Below are 24,450 nucleotides of genomic sequence, written 5' to 3' on the forward strand. Positions count from 1 at the left end.
GCAGGTTCCTCAGGCGGCGTTCTTGAGTTTCGGGTCCAGCGCGTCGCGCAGGCCGTCGCCCATCAGGTTGATTGCCAGCACGCTGAGCAAAATGGTCAGGCCGGGCAGGCTGACCACCCACCAGGCACGTTCGATATAGTCCCGTGCCGAGGCAAGCATGGTGCCCCACTCAGGGGTGGGCGGCTGGACACCCAGGCCCAGGAAGCCCAGTGCGGCGGCGTCGAGAATCGCCGAGGAGAAGCTCAGGGTCGCCTGCACGATCAGCGGCGCCATGCAGTTGGGCAGCACGGTGACGAACATCAGCCGTGGCAGGGTGGCGCCAGCCAGCCTTGCTGCGGTGACGTAGTCGCGGTTCAGCTCGCCCATCACGGCGGCGCGGGTCAGGCGCACGTAGGACGGCAGCGAGACGATGGCAATCGCGATCACGGTGTTGATCAGGCCAGGGCCGAGGATGGCGACGATGGCCACCGCCAGCAGCAGCGAGGGCAGGGCCAGCATCACGTCCATCAGACGCATCACCGACGGGCCGATCAGGCGCGGGAAGAACCCGGCCAGCAGGCCGAGCAGGATGCCGGGAATCAACGACATGACCACTGACGACAGGCCGATCAGCAGCGACAGTCGCGCACCGTGGATCAGTCGCGAGAGCAGATCGCGGCCGACCTCATCGGTGCCGAGGATGAACTGCCACTGGCCACCCTCCAGCCAGGCTGGCGGGGTCAGCAGGAAGTCGCGGTATTGCTCGCTCGGGTCATGGGGGGCGACCCACGGGGCGAACAGGGCGCAAAAGATGATCAGCAGCATGAACGCCAGGCCGGCCACGGCGCCTTTGTTTTTAGCGAACGCCTGCCAGAACTCCCTGAATGGCGACGGGTAGAACAGGCTCTGATCGACGGCTTGGGCGCTGCTTTGTTCGCCCTTGGCTTGCTCTTCACTCATGGCTGGTATCTCAGCGTTGGTGACGGATGCGCGGGTTGGCGATGCCATAAAGAATATCCACAACGAAATTGACCAGGATCACCAGGCAGGCGATCAACAGGATGCCGTTCTGCACGACAGGGTAGTCACGGGCGCCAATCGCCTCGATCAACCACTTGCCGATGCCCGGCCAGGAAAAGATGGTTTCGGTCAGCACGGCGCCGGCCAGCAACGCGCCGACCTGCAGGCCGAACACGGTGAGCACCGGAATCAGCGCGTTGCGCAGACCGTGGACGAACACTACTCGTGCCGGCGACAGGCCTTTGGCCCGTGCCGTGCGTACGTAGTCTTCACGCAGCACTTCGAGCATCGAGGAGCGGGTCATCCGGGCGATCACCGCCAGCGGGATGGTGCCCAATACGATGGCCGGCAGAATCAGGTGGTGCAGGGCATCGAGGAACGAGCCCGGTTCGTCGCTGAGCAGGGTGTCGATCAGCATGAAGCCGGTGACGGGCGGGATGTCGTAAAGCAGATCGATGCGTCCGGAGACCGGGGTCCAGCCCAGGGTCACCGAGAAGAACATGATCAGGATCAGGCCCCACCAGAAGATCGGCATCGAATAGCCGGCCAGCGAGACGCCCATAACCCCGTGGTCGAACAGCGAGCCGCGCTTGAGCGCCGCGATCACTCCGGCCAGCAGCCCCAGCACCCCGGCAAACAGCAGAGCGGCCAAGGCCAGCTCTACGGTGGCGGGGAATAGCGAGAGGAATTCTTTCCAGACGCTTTCGCGGGTGCGCAGCGATTCACCGAGGTCGCCCTGGGCGAGTTTTGCGATGTAATCGACGTACTGCTCATGCAGCGGTTTGTTCAGACCCAGGCGCTCCATGGCCTGGGCGTGCATTTCGGGGTCGACCCGGCGTTCGCCCATCATCACCTCCACCGGGTCGCCGGGGATCAGGCGAATCAGGGCAAAGGTGAGCAGGGTAATCCCGAAAAAGGTGGGGATCAGCAACCCCACCCGGCGGGCAATGAAACTCAACATTCTGCGATGTTCCTCATTAGGCCGTTCAGGCAAATCCGCCGCTTGCCCCGTGCGGGGTGTGGCGGAGTGGTTGTCTACTTCACGCTCGTGGTCGCGAAGTTGTTATTGGTTAGCGGACTGATAACGAAGCCTTCGACGTTGTGTCGCCGGGCCACGAACAGTTTCGGGTAAGCGAGGCTGATCCAGGGTTGTTCCCGGATGAAAACCTGCTGGGCTTTCTGATAGAGGGCCGCCCGAGTAGAGGGTTCGGTGGTGCCTCGTGCCTGGCTGATGGCCGCCTCGAATTCGGGATTGCACCAGCGGGCGTAGTTTTCGCCGTTGCCTGCCGCCTCGCAACCGAGGTTGGGGGTCAGGAAGTTGTCCGGGTCGCCGTTGTCGCCTGCCCAGCCGGCGAACACCATATCGTGCTCGCCGCGTTTGGCCCGGCGCAGCATTTCGGCCCACTCCATGACGCGAATATCCACGCTCAGGCCGACCTTGGCCAGATCGGCCTGCAACATCTGCGCGCCGAGCAACGGATTGGGGTTGGTCACCCCGCCACCGTTGCGGGTGAACAGGGTCAGTACCTGGCCTTTCGGCACCCCGGCTTGTTTGAGCAAAGCCAGGGCTTTTTGCGGATCATGGGCCTGATTGTGCTGCGTATGATCGAAGCCTGACAGGGTCGGCGGATAAGGGCCGCTGCCTGCTGTCGCCTTGCCATCCCCGAACAATGCCTTGAGATAGGCCTGTTTGTCGAATGCAAGATTGATTGCCTGGCGCACCCTGACATCACTGAGCCAGGGTTTGCGGGTGTTGAGCGCCACATAGCTGGTCATCATGGCTTCCATTTCATCGATGGCCAACTGCGGATCGGCCTTGATCACTTCGATGTCGTCAGGCTTGGGGTAGACCGCCACCTGGCACTCGTTGGCCTTGAGTTTTTGCAGCCGGGTATTGCTGTCCAGGGTGATGGCGAACACCAGAACTTCGCTGGGTACCGGGCCTTTCCAGTAATCCGGGTTGGCCTTGAAGCGTACCTGGGCGTCCTTGATGTAGCGGGTCAGGATAAAGGGGCCGGTGCCCACCGGTTGGCTGTTGAGGCGTTCCGGCTCGCCCTGTTGCAGCAATTGCCCGGCGTATTCGGCGGAATAGACCGAGGTGAAGGGCATCGCCAGGTCACGTAGAAAAGGCGCTTCAGCGCGGCTCAGGGTGAAGCGCACCGTGTGTTCGTCCAGCTTTTCGACGGCCTTGAGCAGGGCGCGAAACCCCATGCTCTCGAAATACGCAAAGCCCACCGACGACAGTTTGTGCCAGGGGTGGGCCGGGTCGAGCTGGCGCTTAAAGCTCCATATCACGTCATCGGCGTTCATTTCACGGCTTGGCTTGAAGTCATCGGTGCTGTGAAATTTCACCCCGCGACGCAGATGAAAGGTGTACTGCAGGCCGTCCTCGCTGATCTCCCAGCGTTCGGCCAGGCCAGGCTGCGGGTCGGTGCTGCCCGGTTTAAAAGCCACCAGCCGTTCGAGGATGGTTTCGGCCGAAGCATCCGCGGTCACTGCGGTGGTGTATTGCACGATGTCGAAACCTTCCGGGCTGGCTTCCGTACACACCACCAACGGCTTGGCCTGCACCGCCAGGCTGGCGGCTGACAGCGCCAGAACCAGCGGCCAGTGGCTGAAAGTCAGTTTCAATGGCTGCACTCCTGTGCTCTGCAGCAGTTAATCGACAATGCTCACCCCGGAAAAGTCGTTACGGCCGAACGGGCTGACCTTGAAACCCTGAACGTCGGCGCGCAGCGGCTGGCTGACGGTCGAGTGGGCAATCGGGGTGATCGGCACCTGTTGCTTGAGGTAACGCTGCGCCTGTTGATACAGCCCGCTGCGCAGTTCCCGGTCGGTGCTGGCGATGGCTGACTTGATCAGCCGGTCGTACTGTTCGTCACACCACATCGAGTAGTTGTTGCCACCGATTGCCGCGCAGCTGTAAAGGGTGCCCAGCCAGTTGTCCGGATCGCCGTTGTCGCCGGTCCAGCCGATCAGCGAGATGTCGTGCTCGCCGTTCTTGCTGCGTTTCAGGTACTCGCCCCATTCATAGCTGACGATACGCGCCTTGATCCCGATCTTGGCCCAGTCGGCCTGCAGCATCTCGGCCATCAACCGGGCGTTGGGGTTATACGGGCGCTGCACCGGCATGGCCCACAGGGTCAACTCCGTTCCTTCCTTGACCCCGGCGGCGCGCAGCAGTTCGCGGGCCTTGTCGGGGTTATAGGGCGCGTCCTGAATACTGCTGTCGTAGGACCACTGCGAAGGCGGCATGCCGTTGACGGCTTTTTGCCCGGCACCCTGATACACCGCATCGATGATCGCCTGCTTGTTGACCGCCATGTCCAGTGCCTGGCGCACTGCCAGCTTGTCCAGCGGCGCATGGCGCACGTTGTAGCTGATGTAGCCCAGGTTGTAGCCGGGGCTTTCGATCACCTGCAGCTGTGGATCGGCCTTGAGCCCCGGTACATCGGCAGGCCGTGGATGCAGGGTGACCTGGCATTCGTTCTTGCGCAGCTTTTGCAGGCGTACCGAGGCGTCGGTGTTGATGGCGAAGATCAACTGATCCAGCTTGACCTGTTCCGGCGCCCAATAGTCGGGGTTGCCCTTGTAACGAATCTGCGCGTCTTTCTGGTAGCGCTGGAAGATATACGGGCCGGTGCCGATCGGCTGCTGGTTGATATCCCGCGCCTTGCCTGCGGCCATCAGCTGCTCGGCGTATTCGGCTGACAGGATCGAGGCGAAGCTCATCGCCAGGTTCTGAATAAAGGCCGCGTCGACACTGTTGAGAGTGAAGACAACCGTCATCGGCCCGCTCTTGGTCACCGAATGGATCTTCTTGTCCATGCCCATGCCGGTGAAGTACGGAAACTCGGTGGGGTAGGCGAGGCGAAACGGATGCTCGGTGTTGAGCATACGGTTGAAGGTGAACAGCACGTCGTCGGCATTGAAGTTGCGGCTGGGGGTAAAGGCCTTGTTGCTGTGGAATTTCACCCCTTCACGCAGGTGGAAGGTATAAACCAGGCCATCTGCCGATACATCCCATGAAGTGGCCAGCGCCGGGATGGCCACTGTGCCGCCTTTTTCGAACTCGGCCAGCCGGTTATACAGCGGCTGGGCGGCATCGTTATCGGTGGCCGAGGTGTATTGCGCCGTGTCGAAGCCCGACGGGCTGGCCTCGGAGCAGAACACCAGGCTGTTGGCGGCCAGGGCATAAGGCGCGGCGGTGAACAGCGCCAGGCTCAATAGAGATGCCGTTGCGATGGTAGAGCGCATGATCTTCCCTTTTTCAGGTCTCAAGACGGAACGGGCATAGGCCGGGGAGTGCCCGGATTCGCCAGGTTCTGCACTGTATGTCAGTCGATTCGTCTGGTATGTCGGTCAGAAGGCTTCATGTTTCGTAGGAAAAGTCCGAGAGTTCGCCGCTGAAGCGGCTCCTACAGCAGCTCCTACAGGCTCATGCCTGTAGGAGCTGCTTTAGCAGCGAAGTATTGAGGCAGCGAAGCATCAAAGCAGGCTACTTGATGCCCACCCCATAGAATGAGTTCAGGCCGAACGGACTGATCTTGAAGTCCAGTACATTGGCACGCATGGGCTGGTAGACCGTTGAGTGGGCGATGGGGGTCAGCGGGACTGCGTCTTTGAGCAGGTGCTGCGCCTGTTTGTACAGCACGGTGCGCTGGTCCTGGCCAGGAGTGGCCTTGGCCTGCTTGATCAATTTGTCGAACGCTTGATCGCACCACTTGGAATAGTTGTTGCCGTTGACCGCATCACAGCCAAACAGCGTCCCGAGCCAGTTGTCCGGGTCGCCGTTGTCGCCGCTCCAGCCAATCAGCATGGCACCGATTTCGCCGGCCTTGGCGCGTTTGAGGTATTCACCCCACTCGTAGCTGACGATTTTGGCGTTGATGCCGATCTTCTTCCAGTCGGCCTGGATCAGTTCGGCCATCAACCGTGCGTTGGGGTTGTAGGGGCGTTGCACCGGCATGGCCCACAGGCTGATCTCGGTGCCTTCCTTGATACCGGCTTGCTTGAGCAGTGCCCTGGCTTTGTCCAGGTCGTAAGGCGCGTCCTTGACGGTGTCGTCATAGGACCACTGGGTGGGCGGCATGGCGTTGACTGCCAGTTGCCCGGCACCCTGATACACCGCATTGATGATCGCCGGCTTGTTGACCGCCATGTCCAGCGCCTGGCGGACCTGCAACTGGGCCAGCGGGTTGGCAGCATCGCTGCCCTTGATCTTGTCGGAAACGTTGTAGGCGATATAGCCCAGGTTGAAACCGGCCTGCTCAGGCATTTGCAGGTTCTTGTCGGCCTTGAGCGATTCCAGATCGGCAGGGCGCGGATATGCAGTGACCTGGCATTCGTTGCGCTTGAGCTTTTGCATGCGCACCGACGGGTCGGTGGTGATGGCAAAGATCAGGTTGTCGACCCGCACGTCTTCGGGGTGCCAGTACTCCTTGTTACCGGTATAGCGAATGTTCGAGTCCTTCTGGTAGCTCTTGAACACGAACGGCCCGGTGCCCACCGGCTTCTGGTTGATGTCTTCGGGCTTGCCCTGTTTGAGCAGTTGTTCGGCGTATTCTGCAGACTGGATCGAGGCGAAGCTCATGGCCAGGTTCTGGATGAACGCGGCGTCGACGCTGTTGAGGGTGAACTTCACCGTGTATTCATCGAGCTTTTCGATCTGCTTGATGTTGCTGTCCATACCCATGTCGGTGAAATACGGAAACTCGGTTGGGTAGGCCTTACGGAACGGCTGGTCCTTGTCGATCATGCGGTTGAAGGTGAACAGCACGTCATCGGCGTTGAAGTTACGGCTGGGCTTGAACCACGGGGTGGTATGGAACTTCACGCCTTCACGCAGGTGGAAAGTGTAGCTCAGCAGGTCCGGGGCGATGTCCCAGCGGGTGGCCAGACCCGGCACCACGGCGGTGCTGCCACGCTCGAACTGGGTCAGGCGGTTGAAGATGGTTTCGGCGCTGGCGTCGAAGTCGGTGCCGGCCACGTATTGCGCGGGGTCAAACCCTGCCGGGCTGCCTTCAGAGCAGAACACCAGATTGCCTGCCGCGTGGGCGTAAGGGGTAGCCGCCAGCAGGCTGGCACTGACGAAAAACGGAATGACCGCAGTTTTGAGCATGGTGGCCTCAAGTTATTGTCATTGGAATGTGGTCAGCCTCATGAGCCAACCTTGTCAGGTGATATGCAGGGTATATACCCGAATCCAGAAACAGCTCGGTGAGGAGGGAATAAATGTGGAACGATCGTACAGGAATGTCGCAAAAATGAATCAAACGGCAGCGTTTGATCGTTTGAGTTGGCACTTTGCCATCGTTTTCTGCGTCAAAATGCGTCAGGCGGGTGGGTAAGATGCACCCGCCTGAAGCGGTTTGTTACTAGCAGGTTACTTGCTCAGGCTGACGCCATAAAAAGGCGTCAGGCCGAAGGGGCTGATCTTGAAGTCCTGAACCTCTTTGCGCATTGGCTGAAACACCTTTGAGTTGGCAATCGGGGTGATCGGCACCTGGGTCTTGAGAATCTGCTGGGCCTGCTGATACAGCTTGATCCGCTCATCGCGGTTGCTGGTGACCTTGGCCTGTTGCACCAGCTTGTCATAGGCCGGGTCACACCATTTGGCGTAGTTGCTGCCCTTGACCGCTGCGCAGCTGTACAGCACGCCAAGCCAGTTATCCGGATCACCGTTGTCACCGGTCCAGCCGTAGATCATCACATCATGTTCACCGGCTTTGGCGCGCTTGATGTACTCGCCCCACTCATAGCTGACGATATTGGCCTTGATGCCGATCTTGTCCCAGTCGGCCTGGATCATTTGCGCTGACAACCGTGCGTTGGGGTTGGAGGCGCGCTGTACGGTCATCGCCCACAGGTTGATCTGCGTGCCTGGCGCGACCCCGGCCTCCTTGAGCAACTGGCGGGCTTTCTCCGGGTCGTGCGGGGCGTCCTTGATATTCGGATCAAAGCCCCACTGGCCCGGCGGCAAGGCGTTCTGTGCCAGTTGCCCGGCGCTGCGGTACACCGCGTTGATGATCGCCGGCTTGTCGATGGCCATGTCCAGTGCCTGGCGGACCTTGAGTTGATCCAGCGGCGGGTGGGTCACGTTATAGGCGATAAAGCCCAGGTTGAAGCCTGGCTGGCTGAGCACCTTCAGGCGCGGGTCCTTTTCGACTTCTTCGATATCCTGCGGGCGCGGGTAACCGCTGACATGGCATTCGCCGGCCTTGAGCTTTTGCAGGCGCACCGCAGCATCGGTGTTGATCGAGAAAATCAGATTGTCGATCTTCACATCCTCAGGCTTCCAGTAATCCTTGTTGGCGACGTAACGGATCTGTGAATCTTTCTGGTAGCGCTTGAGTACGAATGGTCCGGTACCCACCGGCTTCTGGTTCAGGTCGGCCGCCTTGCCCTGCTTGAGCAACTGCTCGGCGTATTCGGCAGACTGGATCGAGGCAAAGCTCATGGCCAGGTTCTGCACGAACGCCGCATCGACGTTGTTCAGGTTGAAACGCACGGTCTGCTCGTCGAGCTTTTCAATGCTTTTGATGGTGGTGTTCAGGCCCATGTCGGTGAAATACGGCGACTCGGACGGGTAAGCTTTGCGAAACGGCTGGTTGGGGTCGAGCAGGCGGTTGAAGGTGAACAGCACGTCGTCGGCGTTGAAGTCACGGCTTGGAGTGAAGAACTCGGTGGTATGAAACTTCACCCCCTTGCGCAACGTGAAGGTGTAGCTCAGGCCGTCGGCGGCTATCTGCCACTCAGTGGCCAGGCCCGGTTCGACTTCAGTGCCGCCACGCTTGAACTGGGTCAGGCGGTTGAAGACGGTTTCGGCAGAGGCATCGAAGTCGGTACCGCTGGTGTACTGGCTCGGGTCGAAGCCGGCCGGGCTGGCTTCGGAGCAATACACCAGGGTGGTCGCGGCCTGCGCCAGCGGCGCGCAGGCCAGCAGTGCAGCAGTCAACAGCAAGGGTTTGAAGACGGTCTTTTCCATCAGGTCGCTTTTCATTAAATCCCCACGCTAAGGCGGCAGTCAGAGTTGCCGCAGCATGCCCCACTGGCGACTTTTCCTACAAGTCTGCGGATTCCGCAGTGTCCAGGCTGATCAGATCGCCCAGCAGGTGTTCGAACAGCCCCTTCAGGTAATCCCAGGTCGAGCGGCTTTGCTGTTCGAAATTGTGCAAGGTCTGGGCGAGTTGGCTGTGCAATTGCTCTTGCAGGGTTTGCAGTTCCGTAAGCGAACTGGCGCGCTCGATCTGATGCGGGTTACTGATCGCCCATTCGGCGAGCAGTTCGTCCTGCCAGTCGCTGTCACGGGCGTGGCAGAAGAAGCTGGCTGCCAGGTGCAGCGGGTCCTCACCAGGCTGACCGCTCCAGTGGTCGATCATGGCTTGCGCCACCTGGCCGACGGCTTGCGAGGCCAGCAGCCCGGCGGGCTCATGCAGGGGGTGTTCGGCATGGTCCTTGGCCAGTTGCGAGTGGGTCGGGTCGCTGGAACCGTTACTGTTGGGGTCGCCGTCAAACAAGGTCTGGGCATCGTCGACATGGCTGCCAAGCAGGCTCAGGACGCCGCGCTGCACCTCATTCCAGGCGTTACTGACCAACCGCAGCGGGGCGGTCTGGGCCCAGGCCTTGAGCTTGAGTAGCTGCACCAGTCTGTTTTCGCGCAATACGTCGCGGGCCTCGATCCAGTTCTCGTAGGCGCTTAGCAGGCTGGTGTCACGGTGTTCATTGAGCAACACCAGCAGCATGCGGTCGGTGTCGCTCAACTCGCCTGGTTTGTCCGGATTGAACTGCCAGTTCTCGTCCGGGGCGATTAGCCTGGCCACCGGTTGGGCCAGGCTGGCGATCACATCGGCGCCGGCAAAGCGGCCGGTGACCAGCGGTAGCTGCCACTTGCAGTCGACCGGTGAGGTCCAGGCCAGCACCGGATAGCCGAGCTTGGTCAGCCCCAGTTCGATGAAGTTGGAGTGAGCGAAAAAGTCTTCCAGCACATGCAGCGCTGCACCGAAGCGCCTTAGCCCCTCGGGTGTACGGCCGTGCTGCATGGCTGCGCGCAGCTCGTCCTGCATATAGTCGATCGAGCGCTGGATATAGCCTTTCATTGACGTGGCGAAATCAACCTGCAGGGCCGGGTCGCCGGCCAGTACCCACGGCTCGAAGTCCGCGTCGCGTTCAGTCAGATCGAACGCCGCCGTCTCGACCCTGGGGTTGTCGATGTGTTCGCTGGGCCGATAAACCCCGAGCCGTTGCGCGGTGACTTTGAAGCTGTCCGGGTCGCGCAGGCGTGCTTCGGCAAACCGGCGGGTGGCGAGGATATCGACAATCTCGGTCAGCGCTTGGCGCGACAGTAGTTTAGGAAAGGCCTTGGCCATGCCGGGGCCGCTTACCAGCTTGGGGTCCAGCAACTGCGAGTAGTCACGCAGCCAGTTACCGAAGTAAATGGTCTGCCGCTCGTGTTCAGACAAACCCAGTTTCAGCAAGCGCCTTTCGATACGCTCGTGGCTGAACTTGCCGTCTTGCTCACCGGTGGCTTCGAACTGCTCGTGATGCTCGTTGCTCGCTTTACCGGTATTGCGCCCGATGAGCGACTCGCTGGACAGGATCTGCTTGAGGGCCTGTTGCGCGTCGATGTGCAGGCTGACGGGCTGGCCGTTGTTGTCCTGGTAGCTGGCCAGCAGTACCGGCTGCGCGCCAGACCACCCCGCCCTGGCCATGCGCAGTGCGTAGCGGCCGCCTTCTTCGCTCGGTGCATCGCGATGCACCGGGCCATTGATGCTCAGGTCTTCGCGCAACAGCGTGTCGAGATGATGGCCGAACTCATGCAGGAGAATTTCCAGCAGTTCCCAGGCCGCCTGCGGATTGGCCTGTACATAGTCAAGCGCTGCGCTGTGCAAGCGCACCGTGCGCTGCTGGCTGTCGTATTCGGCCGGGTAGAAGCCGTCAGCGACGATCTGGCAGCGCGGCGCACTGATCTCTTTATCTTGCAAGGCGGTCTGTAGTCTCAAATAGACCTGGGGCGGCAGATCCAGGCCGAACACCGGCGCCAGCAGCATGACGAACTCTGGCGTCTGGCAACGCATGGCCAGCTCGGTTAATTGCTCCAGAGCGAAGCGGCTGTGCAGCACGCCCGACGGCACGCGCTGGCGATGCTGGGGCTGCGGCCTGCCCTTGGCCAGCAGGCTCTGGTGGCGCGAGTGATGGGGCCGGGTAGCCGAGATAAGAGGATTCATTCCTTGATTCCTTGAACAACTGTCAATGAGTGTTTGCAAGGACCGAGTGTACGGTTTGATCAGGAATGCAAAATCGGACGCGCTATACGCAGGCTGTGGGATTTTTAGGCGCCGGCGCGGGGTGTTGGCTGGTGTGGCAGGCAGAAAGCGTCAGGCAGGGCCGTTCAGCACAAACAGCCTCGCCCGCGATCAGGCATCGCGGGCAAGGCAGCAGGTTTCAGGGGATCTGCACCTCGATCACTCCGTCTGCGGCGACGGTGACCTTCGAGGTGCCGGCTTCGATATCCGGGGTGACCGACGCTTCGGCACGGTCGGCTTTCATCATCATGGGTGCCGGCGAGCGCAGGTAGGGTTGTGGATAACCTGAGGTATTGAGGTTCAGGCTGACCACTTTGTAGCCTTGGCCGCCCATGGCTTCAGTGACCAGTTGGGCGCGGGCCTTGAACGCGGCCACGGCATCTTTGAGCAGGGCGTCTTCGCTGGTTTTGCGGGTTGGCGAAGAAATCGAGAACTCCATGCCGCCCATTTTCAGATCGGTGAGCAGCTCGCCGGTGAGTTTTGACAATGCGGTGAAGTCGGCGCTTTCCAGGCGAATCTCGGCACGCTCGCGCCAGCCGGTGATTTTCTGGCCTTTGTCGTCGTAGATCGGCGAGCTGTTGCGGCTGCCCTGGCGGACCTCGATTTCCTTGACCTGACGAGCCTGGCCGATAGCCTTGTTGAGGGCTTCGCTGACCTGCGCGGCGAGTTTGCCAGGATCACGGTCCTGGGCTTCGGTGTACAGGGTGACCTCCATCAGGTCGCGGGCCACTTCCTTGTCGACTTCGGCGCGCAGCGAAACCTGGTTGTAGCGCGGCTCATCGGCAAGCGCCGGGACGCTGGCCAGCACGGCGGTGCTCAGGGCCAGCAGGGCGGCGGCAGGGCGAAGTTTAAGCATGGGAACTCCTTGTTGAATGGCCTGCGACGGTTGTCGTTCGGCATGGGCAATCAGACTATGGGCTGCGGGGCCGGTTCCGGCAGTGTGGCTGAACAATTCATTGCAGCGATTGTATCTGTGGCGCATTGCCGCATGATTGCCGGTTTTGACCTGTGCTTGGTTATACTCATTGTGATTCATCCGCGCCCGGTGCGCTCAGCAGGAGAGCTCATGCTCGTCCCCGTTCAAATGCTTTCAGCCACCCGGCAAAACCTGTGGCGTCTGACCTTTATTCGTGTGCTGGTCCTGGCTGCCCAGGCAGGCTCGGTGGGCATTGCCTGGTTGTTTGAGGTGTTGCCGCTGCCGTGGCTGCCGCTGTCGATCACCCTCGGCTGTTCGGCGATCCTCTGCGCCCTGACGGCGCTGCGCCTGCGCACGCCGTGGCTGGTCAGCGAACAGGAATATGCCGTGCAACTGGCCCTGGACCTGATCATCCACAGCGCCCTGTTGTATTACTCCGGTGGCTCGACCAACCCGTTCGTGTCTTATTACCTGGTGCCCTTGACCATCGCCGCAGTCACCCTGCCATGGCGCTACTCGCTGATTCTCTCCGGGATTGCGCTGGCGCTGTATACCTGGTTGCTGGCCCAGGTCTACCCGCTGGAGACTTACCCGATCGCCAAGGAAAACATGCAGATCTACGGCATGTGGCTGAGCTTTGTGCTTGCCGCCGGGGTGATTACCTTTTTTGCCGCGCGGATGGCCGAAGAACTGCGGCGTCAGGAACAGCTGCGCGCCGAGCGCCGCGAAGAGGGCCTGCGCGACGAGCAACTGCTGGCGGTGGCAACCCAGGCAGCCGGCGCGGCCCATGAGTTGGGCACGCCGCTGGCAACCATGAGCGTGTTGCTCAATGAAATGCGCCAGGACCACAAGGACCCGGGGCTGCAAGAAGACCTTGCGGTGCTTCAGGAACAGGTCGGGCAGTGCAAGCACACCTTGCAACAGCTGGTTCGTGCCGCAGAAGCCAACCGGCGCATGGCCGTGCAGTACCAGACCGCATCACGCTGGCTGGACGAGTCACTGAACCGCTGGCACCTGATGCGCCCTGAGGTCAGCTACCGTTTCCAGCAACTGGGGCAGGGCAGTGTGCCGATGCTGGCACCGCCGCCGGACCTGACCCAGGCGTTGCTTAACCTGCTCAATAACGCCGCCGATGCCTGCGCCGAGAATCTGCAGGTGAGTCTCGACTGGGACAGTGCCGAGGTCTTTATCAGGATTCGCGACCAGGGGCCGGGTGTGCCTGCCGCGATTGCCGAGCAAATTGGCAAACCGTTTTTCACCACCAAAGGCAAAGGCTTCGGCCTGGGTCTTTTTCTGAGCAAGGCCAGCGTCACCCGGGCGGGTGGCTCGGTCAGGCTCTATCGTCATGAAGAAGGCGGCACGCTCACCGAGTTGCGCCTGCCCCGTGACAAGAAAGGAGAACAAGCATGAGTGAAGAGAACCTGACCGAACAGGCCGATGGCGAAGAACTGCCGCACCTGTTGCTGGTCGATGACGATGCGACGTTTACCCGGGTCATGGCCCGGGCAATGACCCGCCGTGGCTTTCGGGTCAGCACCGCAGGCTCAGCCGAAGAAGGCCTGATCCTTGCGCAGCAGGATATTCCTGAATACGCCGCGCTGGACCTGAAAATGGACGGTGACTCGGGCCTGGTACTGCTGCCCAAGCTACTGGAAATGGACCCGGACATGCGGGTGGTGATCCTGACCGGCTATTCGAGCATCGCCACCGCTGTCGAAGCCATCAAACGCGGCGCCTGCAACTACCTGTGCAAGCCGGCCGATGCTGATGATGTGCTGGCAGCATTGCTGTCGGAACATGCCAACCTCGACAACCTGGTGCCGGAAAACCCGATGTCGGTCGACCGTCTGCAGTGGGAGCACATCCAGCGGGTGCTGACCGAGCATGAGGGCAATATTTCGGCAACCGCCCGTGCGCTGGGCATGCACCGGCGTACCTTGCAGCGCAAATTGCAGAAGCGTCCGGTGCGTCGCTGAGCATTGCCGGCGACATCGGCTAACGGCTCAAAGGCCCGGCCTTGAGCGCCAGCGCAACAATCTGCGACGCATTGTGTGGCGTGCGGCCCATGACCAATGGGCAGATGGGGCTCACACCCTCGGTATCATGGGGTGTGATCGTACAAGCGCTGCGCTATGATTGTGCGTCATAACATACCTGGAAACCCACGTTGGATATGGATACTCAAAGCGAGCAACCCCGCGCACGGCGCAGGCATCGCAGTCTTGCTCAGGAATTGGTTGCCGAGCTGTCCGAGCGTATTCGCAGCGGCCAGCTCAAGCGCGGGGACAAGCTGCCCACCGAATCGGCCATCATGGAAGAGCAGGGCGTCAGCCGCACCGTGGTGCGCGAAGCGATTTCCCGCCTGCAGGCTTCCGGTCTGGTGGAAACCCGTCACGGTATCGGTACCTTCGTGCTCGACGTGCCGAGTACCAGCGGTTTTCGCATCGATCCGGCGACTATCGTCACCTTGCGTGACGTGCTGGCGATTCTGGAATTGCGCATCAGCCTGGAAGTCGAAACCGCAGGCCTGGCGGCGCAGCGGCGCACCGATGAGCAACTGCAACTGATGCGCCAGGCCCTCGATGCCTTGAACGAGAGCGCCGCGCACGCCAGCGATGCGGTGGCCATGGACTTCCAGTTCCATCTGCAGATTGCCCTGGCGACCGGCAACCGCTATTTCACCGACATCATGACTCACCTGGGCGCCAGTATCATTCCGCGCACCCGGCTGAACTCGGCGCGTCTGGCCCATGATGACCAGCAGCACTATATGGTGCGCCTGAGCCGTGAGCACGAAGAAATCTACGACGCCATCGCGCGCCAGGATGCCGACGCGGCCCGCGCCGCGATGCGCCTGCATCTGACCAACAGTCGTGAGCGCCTGCGCCAGGCCCACGAAGAAGCCGCCTCGCAGAGCGCCTGAGCGTTTGCACTGCCTGGCGGGTTTCTCCCGCCGGGCACGCTACACCTTCTGCAGTTTGTCCTGCACCCCCCCGCCTGAAGCCTCTCCAGACCTCCTGTCGCCTGATCGGGCAAGCTATTCGCGCCTGTGATATAGGGTGATCGTATGACTATGGTCGCTCTTGATTTTCTGATCAATCCCTTATAGCCAAAGGGTTTGAAGGCAAAAAAAGGGGCTCGTAAGAAAAATCTGCAAATCCCTGTTGTGACATTTCAAGTTCAGTTGTACGATGACCTACGACATCAGCACGGAGCTGATGATTTTTTTCATTCATGTCCCCCAGGGTGTTCGAATAATGAATCCACAAGAACTCAAGTCCATCCTCTCCCACGGTCTTCTGTCGTTCCCTGTCACTGACTTCAACGCTCAAGGCGATTTCCATCGCGAAGGCTACATCAAGCGTCTGGAGTGGCTGGCCCCGTACGGCGCCAGCGCCCTGTTCGCCGCTGGCGGTACCGGTGAGTTCTTCTCGCTGTCGTCCGGCGAATACTCGCAGATCATCAAGACTGCCGTTGATACCTGCGAGAAAAGCGTGCCAATCCTGGCCGGCGTGGGTGGCCCGACCCGTCAGGCCATTGAAATGGCTCAAGAAGCCGAGCGCCTGGGTGCCAAAGGTCTGCTGCTGCTGCCGCACTACCTGACCGAAGCCAGCCAGGACGGCGTTGCCGCTCACGTTGAAGCGGTATGTAAGTCGGTCAAGATCGGCGTGGTTGTCTACAACCGCAACGTTTGCCGCCTGACCGCACCACTGCTGGAAAAACTGGCTGAGCGCTGCCCTAACCTGATCGGCTACAAGGACGGCCTGGGTGACATCGAGCTGATGGTTTCGATCCGCCGCCGTCTGGGCGACCGCTTCTCGTACCTGGGTGGCCTGCCGACCGCTGAAGTCTACGCCGCTGCCTACAAGGCACTGGGCGTACCGGTCTACTCCTCGGCGGTTTTCAACTTCGTACCGAAGCTGGCCATGGACTTCTACCACGCCATCGCTCGTGACGACCACGAAGCAGTCGGCAAGTACATCGACGACTTCTTCCTGCCTTACCTGGACATCCGTAACCGTAAAGCCGGCTACGCGGTGAGCATCGTCAAGGCCGGTGCCAAGATCGCTGGCTACGATGCAGGTCCGGTTCGCGCGCCATTGACCGACCTGACCAACGAAGAAGTGGACATGCTCGCTGCGCTGATGGACAAGCAAGGCAAGCAATAAGTAACACCGCACAAAGGCCGCTGAGTTCGCTCCGCGGTCTTTGTCGTTGCACGACCTGCAGGTGGAAAACGCCGTCGCCACCGGTGTTTCCAAGGGGCCTGTAGCGCTACACCAAAATCAGCATTAACCCGCGTAAAAAAAATAATGAGTGGGAGTTCTACCAAATGCAAAAGTCCAAGCCGACGCACGTCCGCTATTTGATCCTGTTGATGCTGTTTCTGGTTACCACGATCAACTACGCTGACCGCGCCACCATCGCTATCGCAGGTTCAAGCCTGCAAAAAGACCTCGGCATCGATGCCGTAACCCTCGGTTATATCTTCTCCGCATTCGGCTGGGCCTACGTGGCTGGCCAGATTCCCGGTGGCTGGCTGCTCGACCGTTTCGGCTCGAAGAAAGTCTATGCCTTGAGTATTTTCACCTGGTCGCTGTTCACCCTGCTGCAGGGCTATGTCGGCGAATTCGGCATGTCCACTGCCGTGGTTGCGCTGTTCATGCTGCGCTTCCTGGTCGGCCTGGCCGAAGCACCGTCGTTCCCCGGTAACGCGCGTATCGTTGCGGCCTGGTTCCCGACCTCCGAGCGCGGCACCGCCTCGGCGATCTTCAACTCGGCGCAATACTTCGCCACTGTACTGTTCGCTCCGCTGATGGGCTGGATCGTCTACCGCTTCGGCTGGCAGCACGTGTTTGTCGTGATGGGCGCGGCCGGTATCATCTTCTCCGGTATCTGGCTGAAAGTGATCTACAGCCCACGCCAGCATCCGATGATCAACGAAGCCGAACTCGAGCACATCGCCAGCAACGGCGGCATGGTCGACCTGGACGAGAAGGCCAAGGACAAAACCGGGGGCAAGGCTGCCAGCGGTCCCAAGTGGGACTACATCCGTCAGTTGCTGACCAACCGCATGATGCTGGGCATCTATCTGAGCCAGTACTGCATCAACGCCATCACCTACTTCTTCCTGACCTGGTTCCCGGTGTACCTGGTTCAGGAGCGCGGCATGACCATCCTCAAGGCCGGCATCATCGCCTCCTTGCCGGCCATCTGCGGCTTCATCGGTGGGGTACTGGGCGGGGTGATCTCCGACTGGCTGCTGCGTCGCGGTCACACCCTGACCTTCGCCCGCAAGGCACCGATCATCTGTGGCCTGATGCTGTCGACCAGTATCGTCACCTGCAACTATGTCGACCTGGAGTGGATGGTCGTGGGCTTCATGGCCCTGGCATTCTTTGGTAAAGGCATTGGCGCACTGGGTTGGGCAGTCATGTCCGACGTATCGCCAAAACAGATCGCCGGTCTCAGTGGTGGCCTGTTCAACACCTTCGGTAACATTGCTTCGATCACTACGCCAATCGTGATTGGCTACATCATCAGCAGCACCGGCTCGTTCAAATGGGCGCTGGTGTATGTCGGTGCCAACGCACTGATAGCGGTATTCAGCTATCTGTTTGTGGTGGGTGAGATCAAGCGTGTGGAATTGAAAGAACCCCCAACCAAGGGGGCATCGCTGAGCGAACCTGGCAGCGACCTTTCCCAAGCCAAATCCTGAGGAAAACCGTGATGAACCTGATTCAACATGCCGATTCTCCGCGTTCTATCCGGCTGCATCCGCTGGATAACGTGGTCGTGGTGGTCAATGACCAGGGTGTGCCTGCGGGCACCCGATTCGATGATGGCCTGGAAACTGTGGACAACGTTCCACAGAGCCACAAGATCAATACCGTTGATCTGGCCGAAGGTGACGCCGTAGTCCGTTACGGCCAGACCATCGGTTACGCCTTGCAGCCGATTCCACGCGGCAGTTGGGTCAGGGAAGATCTGTTGCGCATGCCGGCAGCGCCTGAACTGGACAGCCTGCCGATGTCCGACGCAGTCCCCGAGAAGGAGGCGCCGCTGGAAGGCTACACCTTCGAGGGCTATCGCAATGCCGACGGCACCGTCGGCACTCGCAACATCCTTGGCATTACCACCACGGTGCAGTGCGTGGCGGGCGTGCTTGGCCATGCGGTCAAGCGCATTCGCGACGAGTTGCTGCCCAAGTATCCCAACGTCGATGACGTGATCGCCCTGACCCACACCTATGGGTGTGGCGTGGCGATCTCCGCCACCGATGCGTACATCCCGATTCGCACCGTGCGCAATCTGGCCCGCAACCCGAACCTGGGCGGTGAAGCCCTGGTGATCAGCCTGGGCTGCGAAAAGCTCCAGGCCGGTCAGGTGATGCATGAAGACGATCCGTCGGTGGACCTGAGCGACGAATGGCTGTATCGCCTGCAGGATGCTGGCAACGGCTTCAATGAAATGGTCGAACAGATCATGGACCTGGCCGAAGTGCGACTGAAGAAGCTTGACCTGCGCCGTCGCGAGACCGTGCCGGCTTCCGAGCTGATTCTGGGCATGCAGTGCGGTGGCAGTGACGCCTTCTCGGGCATTACCGCCAATCCGGCCCTGGGCTACGCTTCCGACCTGCTGCTGCGGGCCGGCGCCACGGTGATGTTCTCGGAAGTTACCGAAGTTCGTGACGCGATCTACCTGCTCACCTCCCGTGCTCAGGACCAGCAGGTCGCGAGTGAGCTGGTGCGCGAGATGGACTGGTACGACCGTTATCTGGCCAAGGGCGAGGCTGACCGCAGCGCCAACACCACGCCGGGCAACAAGAAGGGCGGGCTGTCGAACATTGTCGAGAAATCGCTGGGCTCGATCGTCAAATCCGGCAACAGCGCCATCAACGGCGTACTGGGCCCTGGCGAGCGGGTCAAAGGCAAGGGGCTGATCTTCTGCGCCACCCCGGCCAGCGACTTCATCTGCGGCACCTTGCAACTGGCAGCCGGGATGAACCTGCACGTGTTCACCACTGGCCGCGGCACGCCCTACGGGCTGGCCATGGCACCGGTGGTCAAGGTTTCGACCCGCACCGAGCTGGCACACCGCTGGCCGGACCTGATCGACGTCGATGCTGGGCGTATCGCCACCGGTCGGGCGAGCATCGAAGACCTGGGCTGGGAGCTGTTCCACTACTACCTGGACGTGGCCAGCGGCAAGAAAAAAACCTGGACCGAACACTACCGGTTGCACAACGACCTGGCGCTGTTCAACCCCGCTCCAGTGACCTGATCCTGCCTTACCGAGCGTGCCGGCCCGTGCTGTATCACGGGCTGGCACACCTCGTCAGCTTCTCCCCTCGCTGTGTTCGCCACGACCTGGCGCCCTCTGCAAGCCCGCATGCAGGCCAACTCAACGGAATCAATGCTATATAGCCGTTGCCGTTGATCGTGATTTTGCTTTGCTTTTGCTCTTCGAACCGAGATGGCACAGGTGCCGCCGAACGCGACGCCCGTCGGGGCGGACCCTGCAGTCCGGTCAACCGCGGCAACAGTTCTTGCATAAACCGAAAGATCTTCGCGGTTAAAGCGGATCGCCGGCCGCACCTACAGCGATCCCAGGTGGCCCGCCGGTCAGGACGGCGCCCGAACTACAGCCGCACAATAAAAGCCCTCTTGGCGGCGCTGATCTTTCCAGAACCGCGAGGGGCATCAATCAAACTGCATCCAGTTCAGAGAACTGATTAATACGCACAGAGTGATCAGGAAACCTGGCAGTTACTTCAAGCTCGCCGCCCATGGCTTGAATGAACCGGCGCAGTGAACTGATATACATGTCGGTGCGTTTTTCCATCTTGGCGACACTGGCCTGGTTGACATGAAGGCTCTGGGCTAGCGACTCCTGAGACAGCCTGCGCGCTCTGCGCAGCTCTGAAAGGTCCATCTGCATACGCAATACCTCGGTCTTCTCTGCGACGCGAGCCTGCGAGGCTTCAGACATATTCTTCTGCAAGGACGAAAAAGATTTTTTACCCGACATCGTTAGTCCCTCCGCTCTTTGTTCAATTCTTCAAGGTGGGTTTCGTAGAGTGCATCAGCGATCGGCACCATCTTTTCATAAAATCGGCCATCCCCGGTTTTATCGCCACCAATGAGTAAAATGGCTGATCGCCTGGGATCGAACGCATAGAAAACCCGGACAGGTTTTCCGCTGCTTTGCACTCTCAATTCACGCATGTGCTCGTGACGGGAGCCGTGGATGCCACTGCAGAATGGAAATGGCAATTGGGGCCCCTTTTCCATGAGCAGGTTGACGTAAGCACTGACGTCTTCCTGGCACGACTCGACCAGATCATTCCACCAGGCTTCAAATTCATCGGTGTATTCAACGTTCCATTCCATGGAAGGCATATTATTCCTTTGAAGGAATGCTCGCAACCTCGCGGATGAGCTTGAGCGATCTTAATTCCAGCACGACTCTTACTCTGCACCAAGTCATTCGCGGCTAAAGCCGCTCCTACGGGATCGGCGACCACTGGAAAGCCCGATTCTTCTACTAATCTGAACTTTACGACGCTCGATACCCTCTTCTATTGCAAGGGGGCCACAAGGGCGCCGCAGACAACAAACGTCGGGAGGTTTCAGATGCCATTATCAGAAATGGGCTTGTGGACAAGCGCCCTGCTGGTCGCAGTCATTATTCTGGCCGACCTGTGGGCCGTACTGCGGGTCCGCAAAAGCCAGACCAACTCATCCAACAAAGCCATGTGGATCATCGGTATCGTCGCTGTGCCGATTATCGGGGTACTGGCCTGGATCGTCGCCGGCCCACGCCACGCCTCGGACGCCGCGCGCTACTGAGGCTTTCCCCCCGCCGGGTGGCTCCGTGCTGCAGCCCCCGGCCCTGCGTTGCAGTGCTCGCTGCAATGCCTCTGCAACACAGCAATGGTTAGATCCCCCCATCGAAAACAGCCTGGAGGATTAACCATGTCGACTGTCGCCAAATGGACGTTGCAGCTTGTGCTTCTGTTCCTGTTCGCCTGGCTTGCCAGCGTGGCGGGGCAATGGAGCAGCAAGGTGGTCAATGGCACCAGCAGCGAGCGGCTGGCCCAGTTGCAGCCAGGCCCCGTGCTTGGCGGGCCAGTCACCGCTGCGGTGAGCACTGCGCCTGCGAGTGTCACGGCTCATTGAGCCGCCGAATGAAAAGCGGGCAGGCAAAAAAATGGCCCGCCAAACGGCGAGCCAAGGGGATTCATCAAAGGAGTGATGTAACTGTAAGACCCCGGACGTGAAGAGGATGTGAAATGGATGTAGGGGAAATGCAAGTTACCAGCGGGCCTTTTGGCCGCGATGTTCACGCTTCGATGTTGAGCCTGTAACGGCCGCTCAATGGGCGGTTGGGCTGAGCGACTCGTCTGCCGCAGGCCGGGGCGGGCCTGGCAGGGGATGGGGGGCCGCCAGCCGGGTCTGCATCCGTTCAGCGAATTCATCGGCCTCTTGGCGACTTCGGCAAATCACCGGGTAGTCGTCGAGTTTCACGATCCACTCTGAAGCACTGATCCCTTCTTCTATCTGGATAAGCATGACGCAATCTCCAATAGCAGGCCTGTCAGCCAGGATGAACGGAGCCGGATGACCGGCACGGGTAATCGCGCAGGCCATCGTGCACCTGATTGGCCGCTGCGACCAGTGCAATTTGCGTGATGTGAGCAATGCCATGTCGTCGATCAACAACTAACTGACCGATGGTGAGGCGCGAGGACGCAGGGCCATGGCCCTGCGCCGTTTGGCTATCAGAACGCCAGCTTGAAGCCGATCAGGCCCAGCATGATTGCCAGACATGGCCGCAGCAGGTTGTCGGAAACCCGGCCGGCCATATGACTGCCCAGATAGATGCCTGGCAGCGAACCCAGCAACAGGAAGCCCAGCAGGCTCCAGTCCATATTGCCCATGCTGGCATGACCGATACCGGCCACCAGGGTCAGCGGTACGGCGTGGGCGATCTCGGTGCCCACCAGACGGCGGGTGGGCAGCAGCGGGTAGAGGATGAACAGCGCCACGGTGCCCAGCGCGCCGGCGCCAATCGAGGTCAGCGCCACCATCGTGCCAAGGATCATCCCGGTGATGACCGTGAAGGCATTGAGGCTGGAGCCTTTGAACAGCGAATGGCCTTCGACCCGGTCATGGGCAAAGGCCAGCAACTTGTTCTTGAACAGAATCGCCAGTGCCGTCAGCAGCAGGACAAAGCCCAGCGCCTGTTTGATGATTGCATTCAGGGCGTCCGGGGCATGGTCCAGAGAACTGAGGAACCACAGGGTCAGCAGCACTGCCGGTACGCTACCGAGGGTCAGCCAGCCGGTAATTTTCCAGTCGATGTTGTCGTTCTTCTTGTGAACGTACACACCGCCGGCTTTGGTTACCGCTGCGTAAAGCAGGTCGGTGCCCACCGCTGTGGCGGGGTTGATGCCGAACCACAGCAGGATCGGGGTCATCAACGAACCGCCACCCACGCCGGTCATGCCGACGATAAAGCCGACTACCAGGCCAGCCACTGTAAAGCCAAGACCGCCAACATCCATTATCACGCCCTGTATCACTGTTATCTGTTGTCAGGTAAAAAGTGGCGGGCAGCATAGCGGCTTATGTTCTGAATGGTTAGAGAGATATGTTCTAAGGTTATAACCGATGCTCTTCTTTGCTCGGCGTTCTGTTGCTGATTGCTGATCCGACCATCGGCAGCGGTTTGCCGCTCCTGAGTGTCTCCATTGGTCGCGTGCATGGATCACCCGTACTACTGGCCACACTCATAACCAATGCGACTGCGCTAAAGCGGTCCGCGTTTATGGAGAATATGCAAATGTCCAGCACTGATAACAGCAACCCCGGCAACTTTGCCAACGACCCCAAGCGTGCCTCGGAAGAGGGCGCCAAAGGTGGCAGCGTTTCGGGGGGCAATTTCAAGAATGATCCTGAGAAAGCGGCCGAGGCCGGCCGTAAAGGCGGTCAGGCCTCTGGGGGCAACAGCGCCGAAGGTGGTAGCAAGGACAGCGAGTCTTCTGACAGCAGTAATCAGTCCGGATCCCAGGGCGGCAGTCAAGGCGGTCAGTCTTCTGATGACAAAGGCCAGCAGGGTTCGGAAGGTGGCAGTCAAGGCGGTTCGACTTCTCAGGATGAAGACGATCAACCCGAGCAGTCCCAGGATGACGACGCGCCATCGGGCAGTCAGGGCAGCAGCAGTAGGCAGCAGCAGAAGTAAGTCCTGCTGACGCATGGGGGGCAATGCTCCCCATGCTGATGGGGTTATTTACGATAAGTCAGCAGCACAATCGCACACACCACCACTGCCGCGCCCAGCACTTGCAGAGTGCCCAGCGCCTGATCCAGCAGTGTCCAGCCCAGCAGCAAGGTGGCAATGGGCTCGACATTCATCACCGGCGCGTTCTGCGCCATGTTCAACCGCGGCACGCAGACAAACAGCAAGGTAAAGGCCATGCCGTACAACACCACCAGGCTTGCCAGGGCGATCCAGCCGGTACTGTTGCCCGGCAGGGACAAGCCTGACGGCATGACCCCGCTGGCGCCGGCAACGAGCATGCTGATAAATACCACCGACAGGGTCAGCAGGCTGCGCACCGGCCCCCGCACGCTGGCCAGCTTGTGATCGGTTATCCACAGCGCGCCGGCAAATACACAGGCGGCGCAGAACGCCAGGCTGATGCCAAGCGTCCAGTGCGCATTGGCCTCGCCGCGGCTGGCCAGCCGCGCAGGGACGTCCAGCGCCAGGATCAGCCCGATCAGGATCACCCCCATCAGCAGCACTGTCCGCAGGGTCGGACGTGGCCCGCCCAAGCTCCAGCCGAGCAGCACCAGCAGAATCGGAAAGGTGTTGCCGACCAGTAACGCCAGGGCAACTGGGATCCGCGCCACGGCCGAGTACAGGCACAGGCTCTGGGTGGCGATCAGCAGGCCCAGCAACAACTGCCAGCCCCGCGTGCCAACCGGCAGCCCCAGTGGCTGGCGTTGCCAGGCCACCACCGCCGCCAGCACCAGCAGGGTGATGCCGGAGCGACACAGAATCGCCAGCAGCACCCCGGTGTCGTTGTCGAAGGCAAAGCGTGCGGCAATGTGATTGCCGGCAAACGAGCATGCCAGCAGCGCGAGAATCGCGACGGCCAGCTTGCGCGGTAAAAGATTTGGAGTAACAGAAGCAACCGCCATGTGCACATCCATTTGCAGAACA

21 protein-coding genes and 1 pseudogene are annotated in these 24,450 nt (G+C 60.4%); 9 read left to right on the forward strand and 13 right to left on the reverse strand.

Annotated elements, in window-relative coordinates; genetic code table 11:
• Nucleotides 1-9: 9 nt before the first annotated feature.
• The 8 genes from NJC40_RS10470 to NJC40_RS10505 all read right to left on the reverse strand — a co-directional run bounded on the left by NJC40_RS10470 (nt 10) and on the right by NJC40_RS10505 (nt 12,159).
• Nucleotides 10-939 carry an ABC transporter permease subunit gene (locus NJC40_RS10470; protein ID WP_253114887.1) on the reverse strand — a complete coding sequence of 310 codons (930 nt, stop codon included), beginning with the start codon at nt 937-939 and terminating at the stop codon, nt 10-12.
• Nucleotides 940-949: 10 nt separating this feature from the next.
• Nucleotides 950-1,960 (reverse strand): ABC transporter permease subunit, encoded by a 1,011-nt coding sequence (locus tag NJC40_RS10475; protein WP_045487471.1) that lies wholly within the window; start codon nt 1,958-1,960, stop codon nt 950-952.
• 74 nt (nt 1,961-2,034) lie between these two features.
• Nucleotides 2,035-3,630, reverse strand: coding sequence for an ABC transporter substrate-binding protein (locus NJC40_RS10480; protein ID WP_253142194.1), 1,596 nt, complete (start codon nt 3,628-3,630; stop codon nt 2,035-2,037).
• A gap of 27 nt (nt 3,631-3,657) precedes the next feature.
• Nucleotides 3,658-5,256 (reverse strand): ABC transporter substrate-binding protein, encoded by a 1,599-nt coding sequence (locus tag NJC40_RS10485; protein ID WP_253142195.1) that lies wholly within the window; start codon nt 5,254-5,256, stop codon nt 3,658-3,660.
• Between the two features lie 241 nt (nt 5,257-5,497).
• Nucleotides 5,498-7,120 carry an ABC transporter substrate-binding protein gene (locus NJC40_RS10490; protein WP_045487477.1) on the reverse strand — a complete coding sequence of 541 codons (1,623 nt, stop codon included), beginning with the start codon at nt 7,118-7,120 and terminating at the stop codon, nt 5,498-5,500.
• Nucleotides 7,121-7,384: 264 nt separating this feature from the next.
• The gene (locus NJC40_RS10495; protein WP_253142196.1) at nt 7,385-8,986 is read right to left on the reverse strand and encodes an ABC transporter substrate-binding protein; all 1,602 of its coding nucleotides are present in this window, start codon (nt 8,984-8,986) and stop codon (nt 7,385-7,387) included.
• A 76-nt stretch (nt 8,987-9,062) separates the two neighbouring features.
• Nucleotides 9,063-11,225, reverse strand: coding sequence for an HET-C-related protein (locus NJC40_RS10500; RefSeq protein WP_253142197.1), 2,163 nt, complete (start codon nt 11,223-11,225; stop codon nt 9,063-9,065).
• Nucleotides 11,226-11,442: 217 nt separating this feature from the next.
• Nucleotides 11,443-12,159, reverse strand: a complete 717-nt coding sequence (locus NJC40_RS10505; protein ID WP_253142198.1) for an SIMPL domain-containing protein — start codon at nt 12,157-12,159, stop codon at nt 11,443-11,445.
• Nucleotides 12,160-12,369: 210 nt separating this feature from the next.
• On the opposite strand from NJC40_RS10505, the gene NJC40_RS10510 reads away from it, so the two are divergent.
• The 6 genes from NJC40_RS10510 to garD all read left to right on the forward strand — a co-directional run bounded on the left by NJC40_RS10510 (nt 12,370) and on the right by garD (nt 19,503).
• Nucleotides 12,370-13,629, forward strand: a complete 1,260-nt coding sequence (locus tag NJC40_RS10510; protein WP_045487481.1) for an ATP-binding protein — start codon at nt 12,370-12,372, stop codon at nt 13,627-13,629.
• Complete coding sequence (locus tag NJC40_RS10515; protein ID WP_045487484.1) at nt 13,626-14,195, forward strand: response regulator transcription factor; 570 nt, start codon at nt 13,626-13,628, stop codon at nt 14,193-14,195. Before NJC40_RS10510 ends, NJC40_RS10515 begins: the two co-directional genes overlap by 4 nt.
• A gap of 197 nt (nt 14,196-14,392) precedes the next feature.
• The gene (locus NJC40_RS10520; protein ID WP_045487486.1) at nt 14,393-15,142 is read left to right on the forward strand and encodes a FadR/GntR family transcriptional regulator; all 750 of its coding nucleotides are present in this window, start codon (nt 14,393-14,395) and stop codon (nt 15,140-15,142) included.
• Nucleotides 15,143-15,476: 334 nt separating this feature from the next.
• Complete coding sequence (gene kdgD, locus NJC40_RS10525) at nt 15,477-16,388, forward strand: 5-dehydro-4-deoxyglucarate dehydratase (RefSeq protein ID WP_045494261.1); 912 nt, start codon at nt 15,477-15,479, stop codon at nt 16,386-16,388.
• Nucleotides 16,389-16,552: 164 nt separating this feature from the next.
• Nucleotides 16,553-17,938 (forward strand): MFS transporter, encoded by a 1,386-nt coding sequence (locus NJC40_RS10530; RefSeq protein WP_253142199.1) that lies wholly within the window; start codon nt 16,553-16,555, stop codon nt 17,936-17,938.
• A gap of 11 nt (nt 17,939-17,949) precedes the next feature.
• Nucleotides 17,950-19,503, forward strand: a complete 1,554-nt coding sequence (gene garD / locus NJC40_RS10535) for a galactarate dehydratase (RefSeq protein ID WP_045487492.1) — start codon at nt 17,950-17,952, stop codon at nt 19,501-19,503.
• Between the two features lie 423 nt (nt 19,504-19,926).
• On the opposite strand, the gene NJC40_RS10540 is transcribed toward garD, so the two are convergent.
• Both NJC40_RS10540 and NJC40_RS10545 read right to left on the reverse strand, forming a co-directional pair.
• Nucleotides 19,927-20,250, reverse strand: coding sequence for an XRE family transcriptional regulator (locus NJC40_RS10540; RefSeq protein WP_045487495.1), 324 nt, complete (start codon nt 20,248-20,250; stop codon nt 19,927-19,929).
• A 2-nt stretch (nt 20,251-20,252) separates the two neighbouring features.
• Entirely contained in the window at nt 20,253-20,612 is a 360-nt protein-coding gene (locus NJC40_RS10545) for a type II toxin-antitoxin system RelE/ParE family toxin (protein WP_045494264.1), read from the reverse strand.
• 243 nt (nt 20,613-20,855) lie between these two features.
• Here NJC40_RS10545 and NJC40_RS10550 point away from each other — a divergent pair, with 243 nt between their 5' ends.
• A complete protein-coding gene (locus tag NJC40_RS10550; RefSeq protein WP_045487498.1) occupies nt 20,856-21,071 on the forward strand; it encodes a PLD nuclease N-terminal domain-containing protein in 216 nt (71 codons plus the stop codon).
• A 126-nt stretch (nt 21,072-21,197) separates the two neighbouring features.
• Nucleotides 21,198-21,401 carry a hypothetical protein gene (locus tag NJC40_RS10555; protein WP_253142200.1) on the forward strand — a complete coding sequence of 68 codons (204 nt, stop codon included), beginning with the start codon at nt 21,198-21,200 and terminating at the stop codon, nt 21,399-21,401.
• Nucleotides 21,402-21,596: 195 nt separating this feature from the next.
• Here the strand turns inward: NJC40_RS10555 and NJC40_RS10560 are convergent, their stop codons facing one another.
• Nucleotides 21,597-21,794, reverse strand: a complete 198-nt coding sequence (locus NJC40_RS10560) for a hypothetical protein (RefSeq protein WP_045494267.1) — start codon at nt 21,792-21,794, stop codon at nt 21,597-21,599.
• Nucleotides 21,795-22,003: 209 nt separating this feature from the next.
• Complete coding sequence (locus tag NJC40_RS10565) at nt 22,004-22,789, reverse strand: sulfite exporter TauE/SafE family protein (protein WP_045487504.1); 786 nt, start codon at nt 22,787-22,789, stop codon at nt 22,004-22,006.
• 278 nt (nt 22,790-23,067) lie between these two features.
• On the opposite strand from NJC40_RS10565, the pseudogene NJC40_RS10570 reads away from it, so the two are divergent.
• Nucleotides 23,068-23,232 (forward strand): annotated as a pseudogene (locus NJC40_RS10570) (con-10 family general stress protein); the annotation flags it as partial.
• 278 nt (nt 23,233-23,510) lie between these two features.
• Here the strand turns inward: NJC40_RS10570 and NJC40_RS10575 are convergent.
• On the reverse strand, nt 23,511-24,428 hold the full coding sequence (locus NJC40_RS10575; RefSeq protein WP_253142201.1) for an EamA family transporter: 918 nt from the start codon (nt 24,426-24,428) through the stop codon (nt 23,511-23,513).
• Between the last annotated feature and the right edge of the window lie 22 nt (nt 24,429-24,450).

The organism is Pseudomonas sp. 21LCFQ02 (assembly GCF_024129895.2).
Taxonomy (GTDB): Bacteria; Pseudomonadota; Gammaproteobacteria; order Pseudomonadales; family Pseudomonadaceae; genus Aquipseudomonas.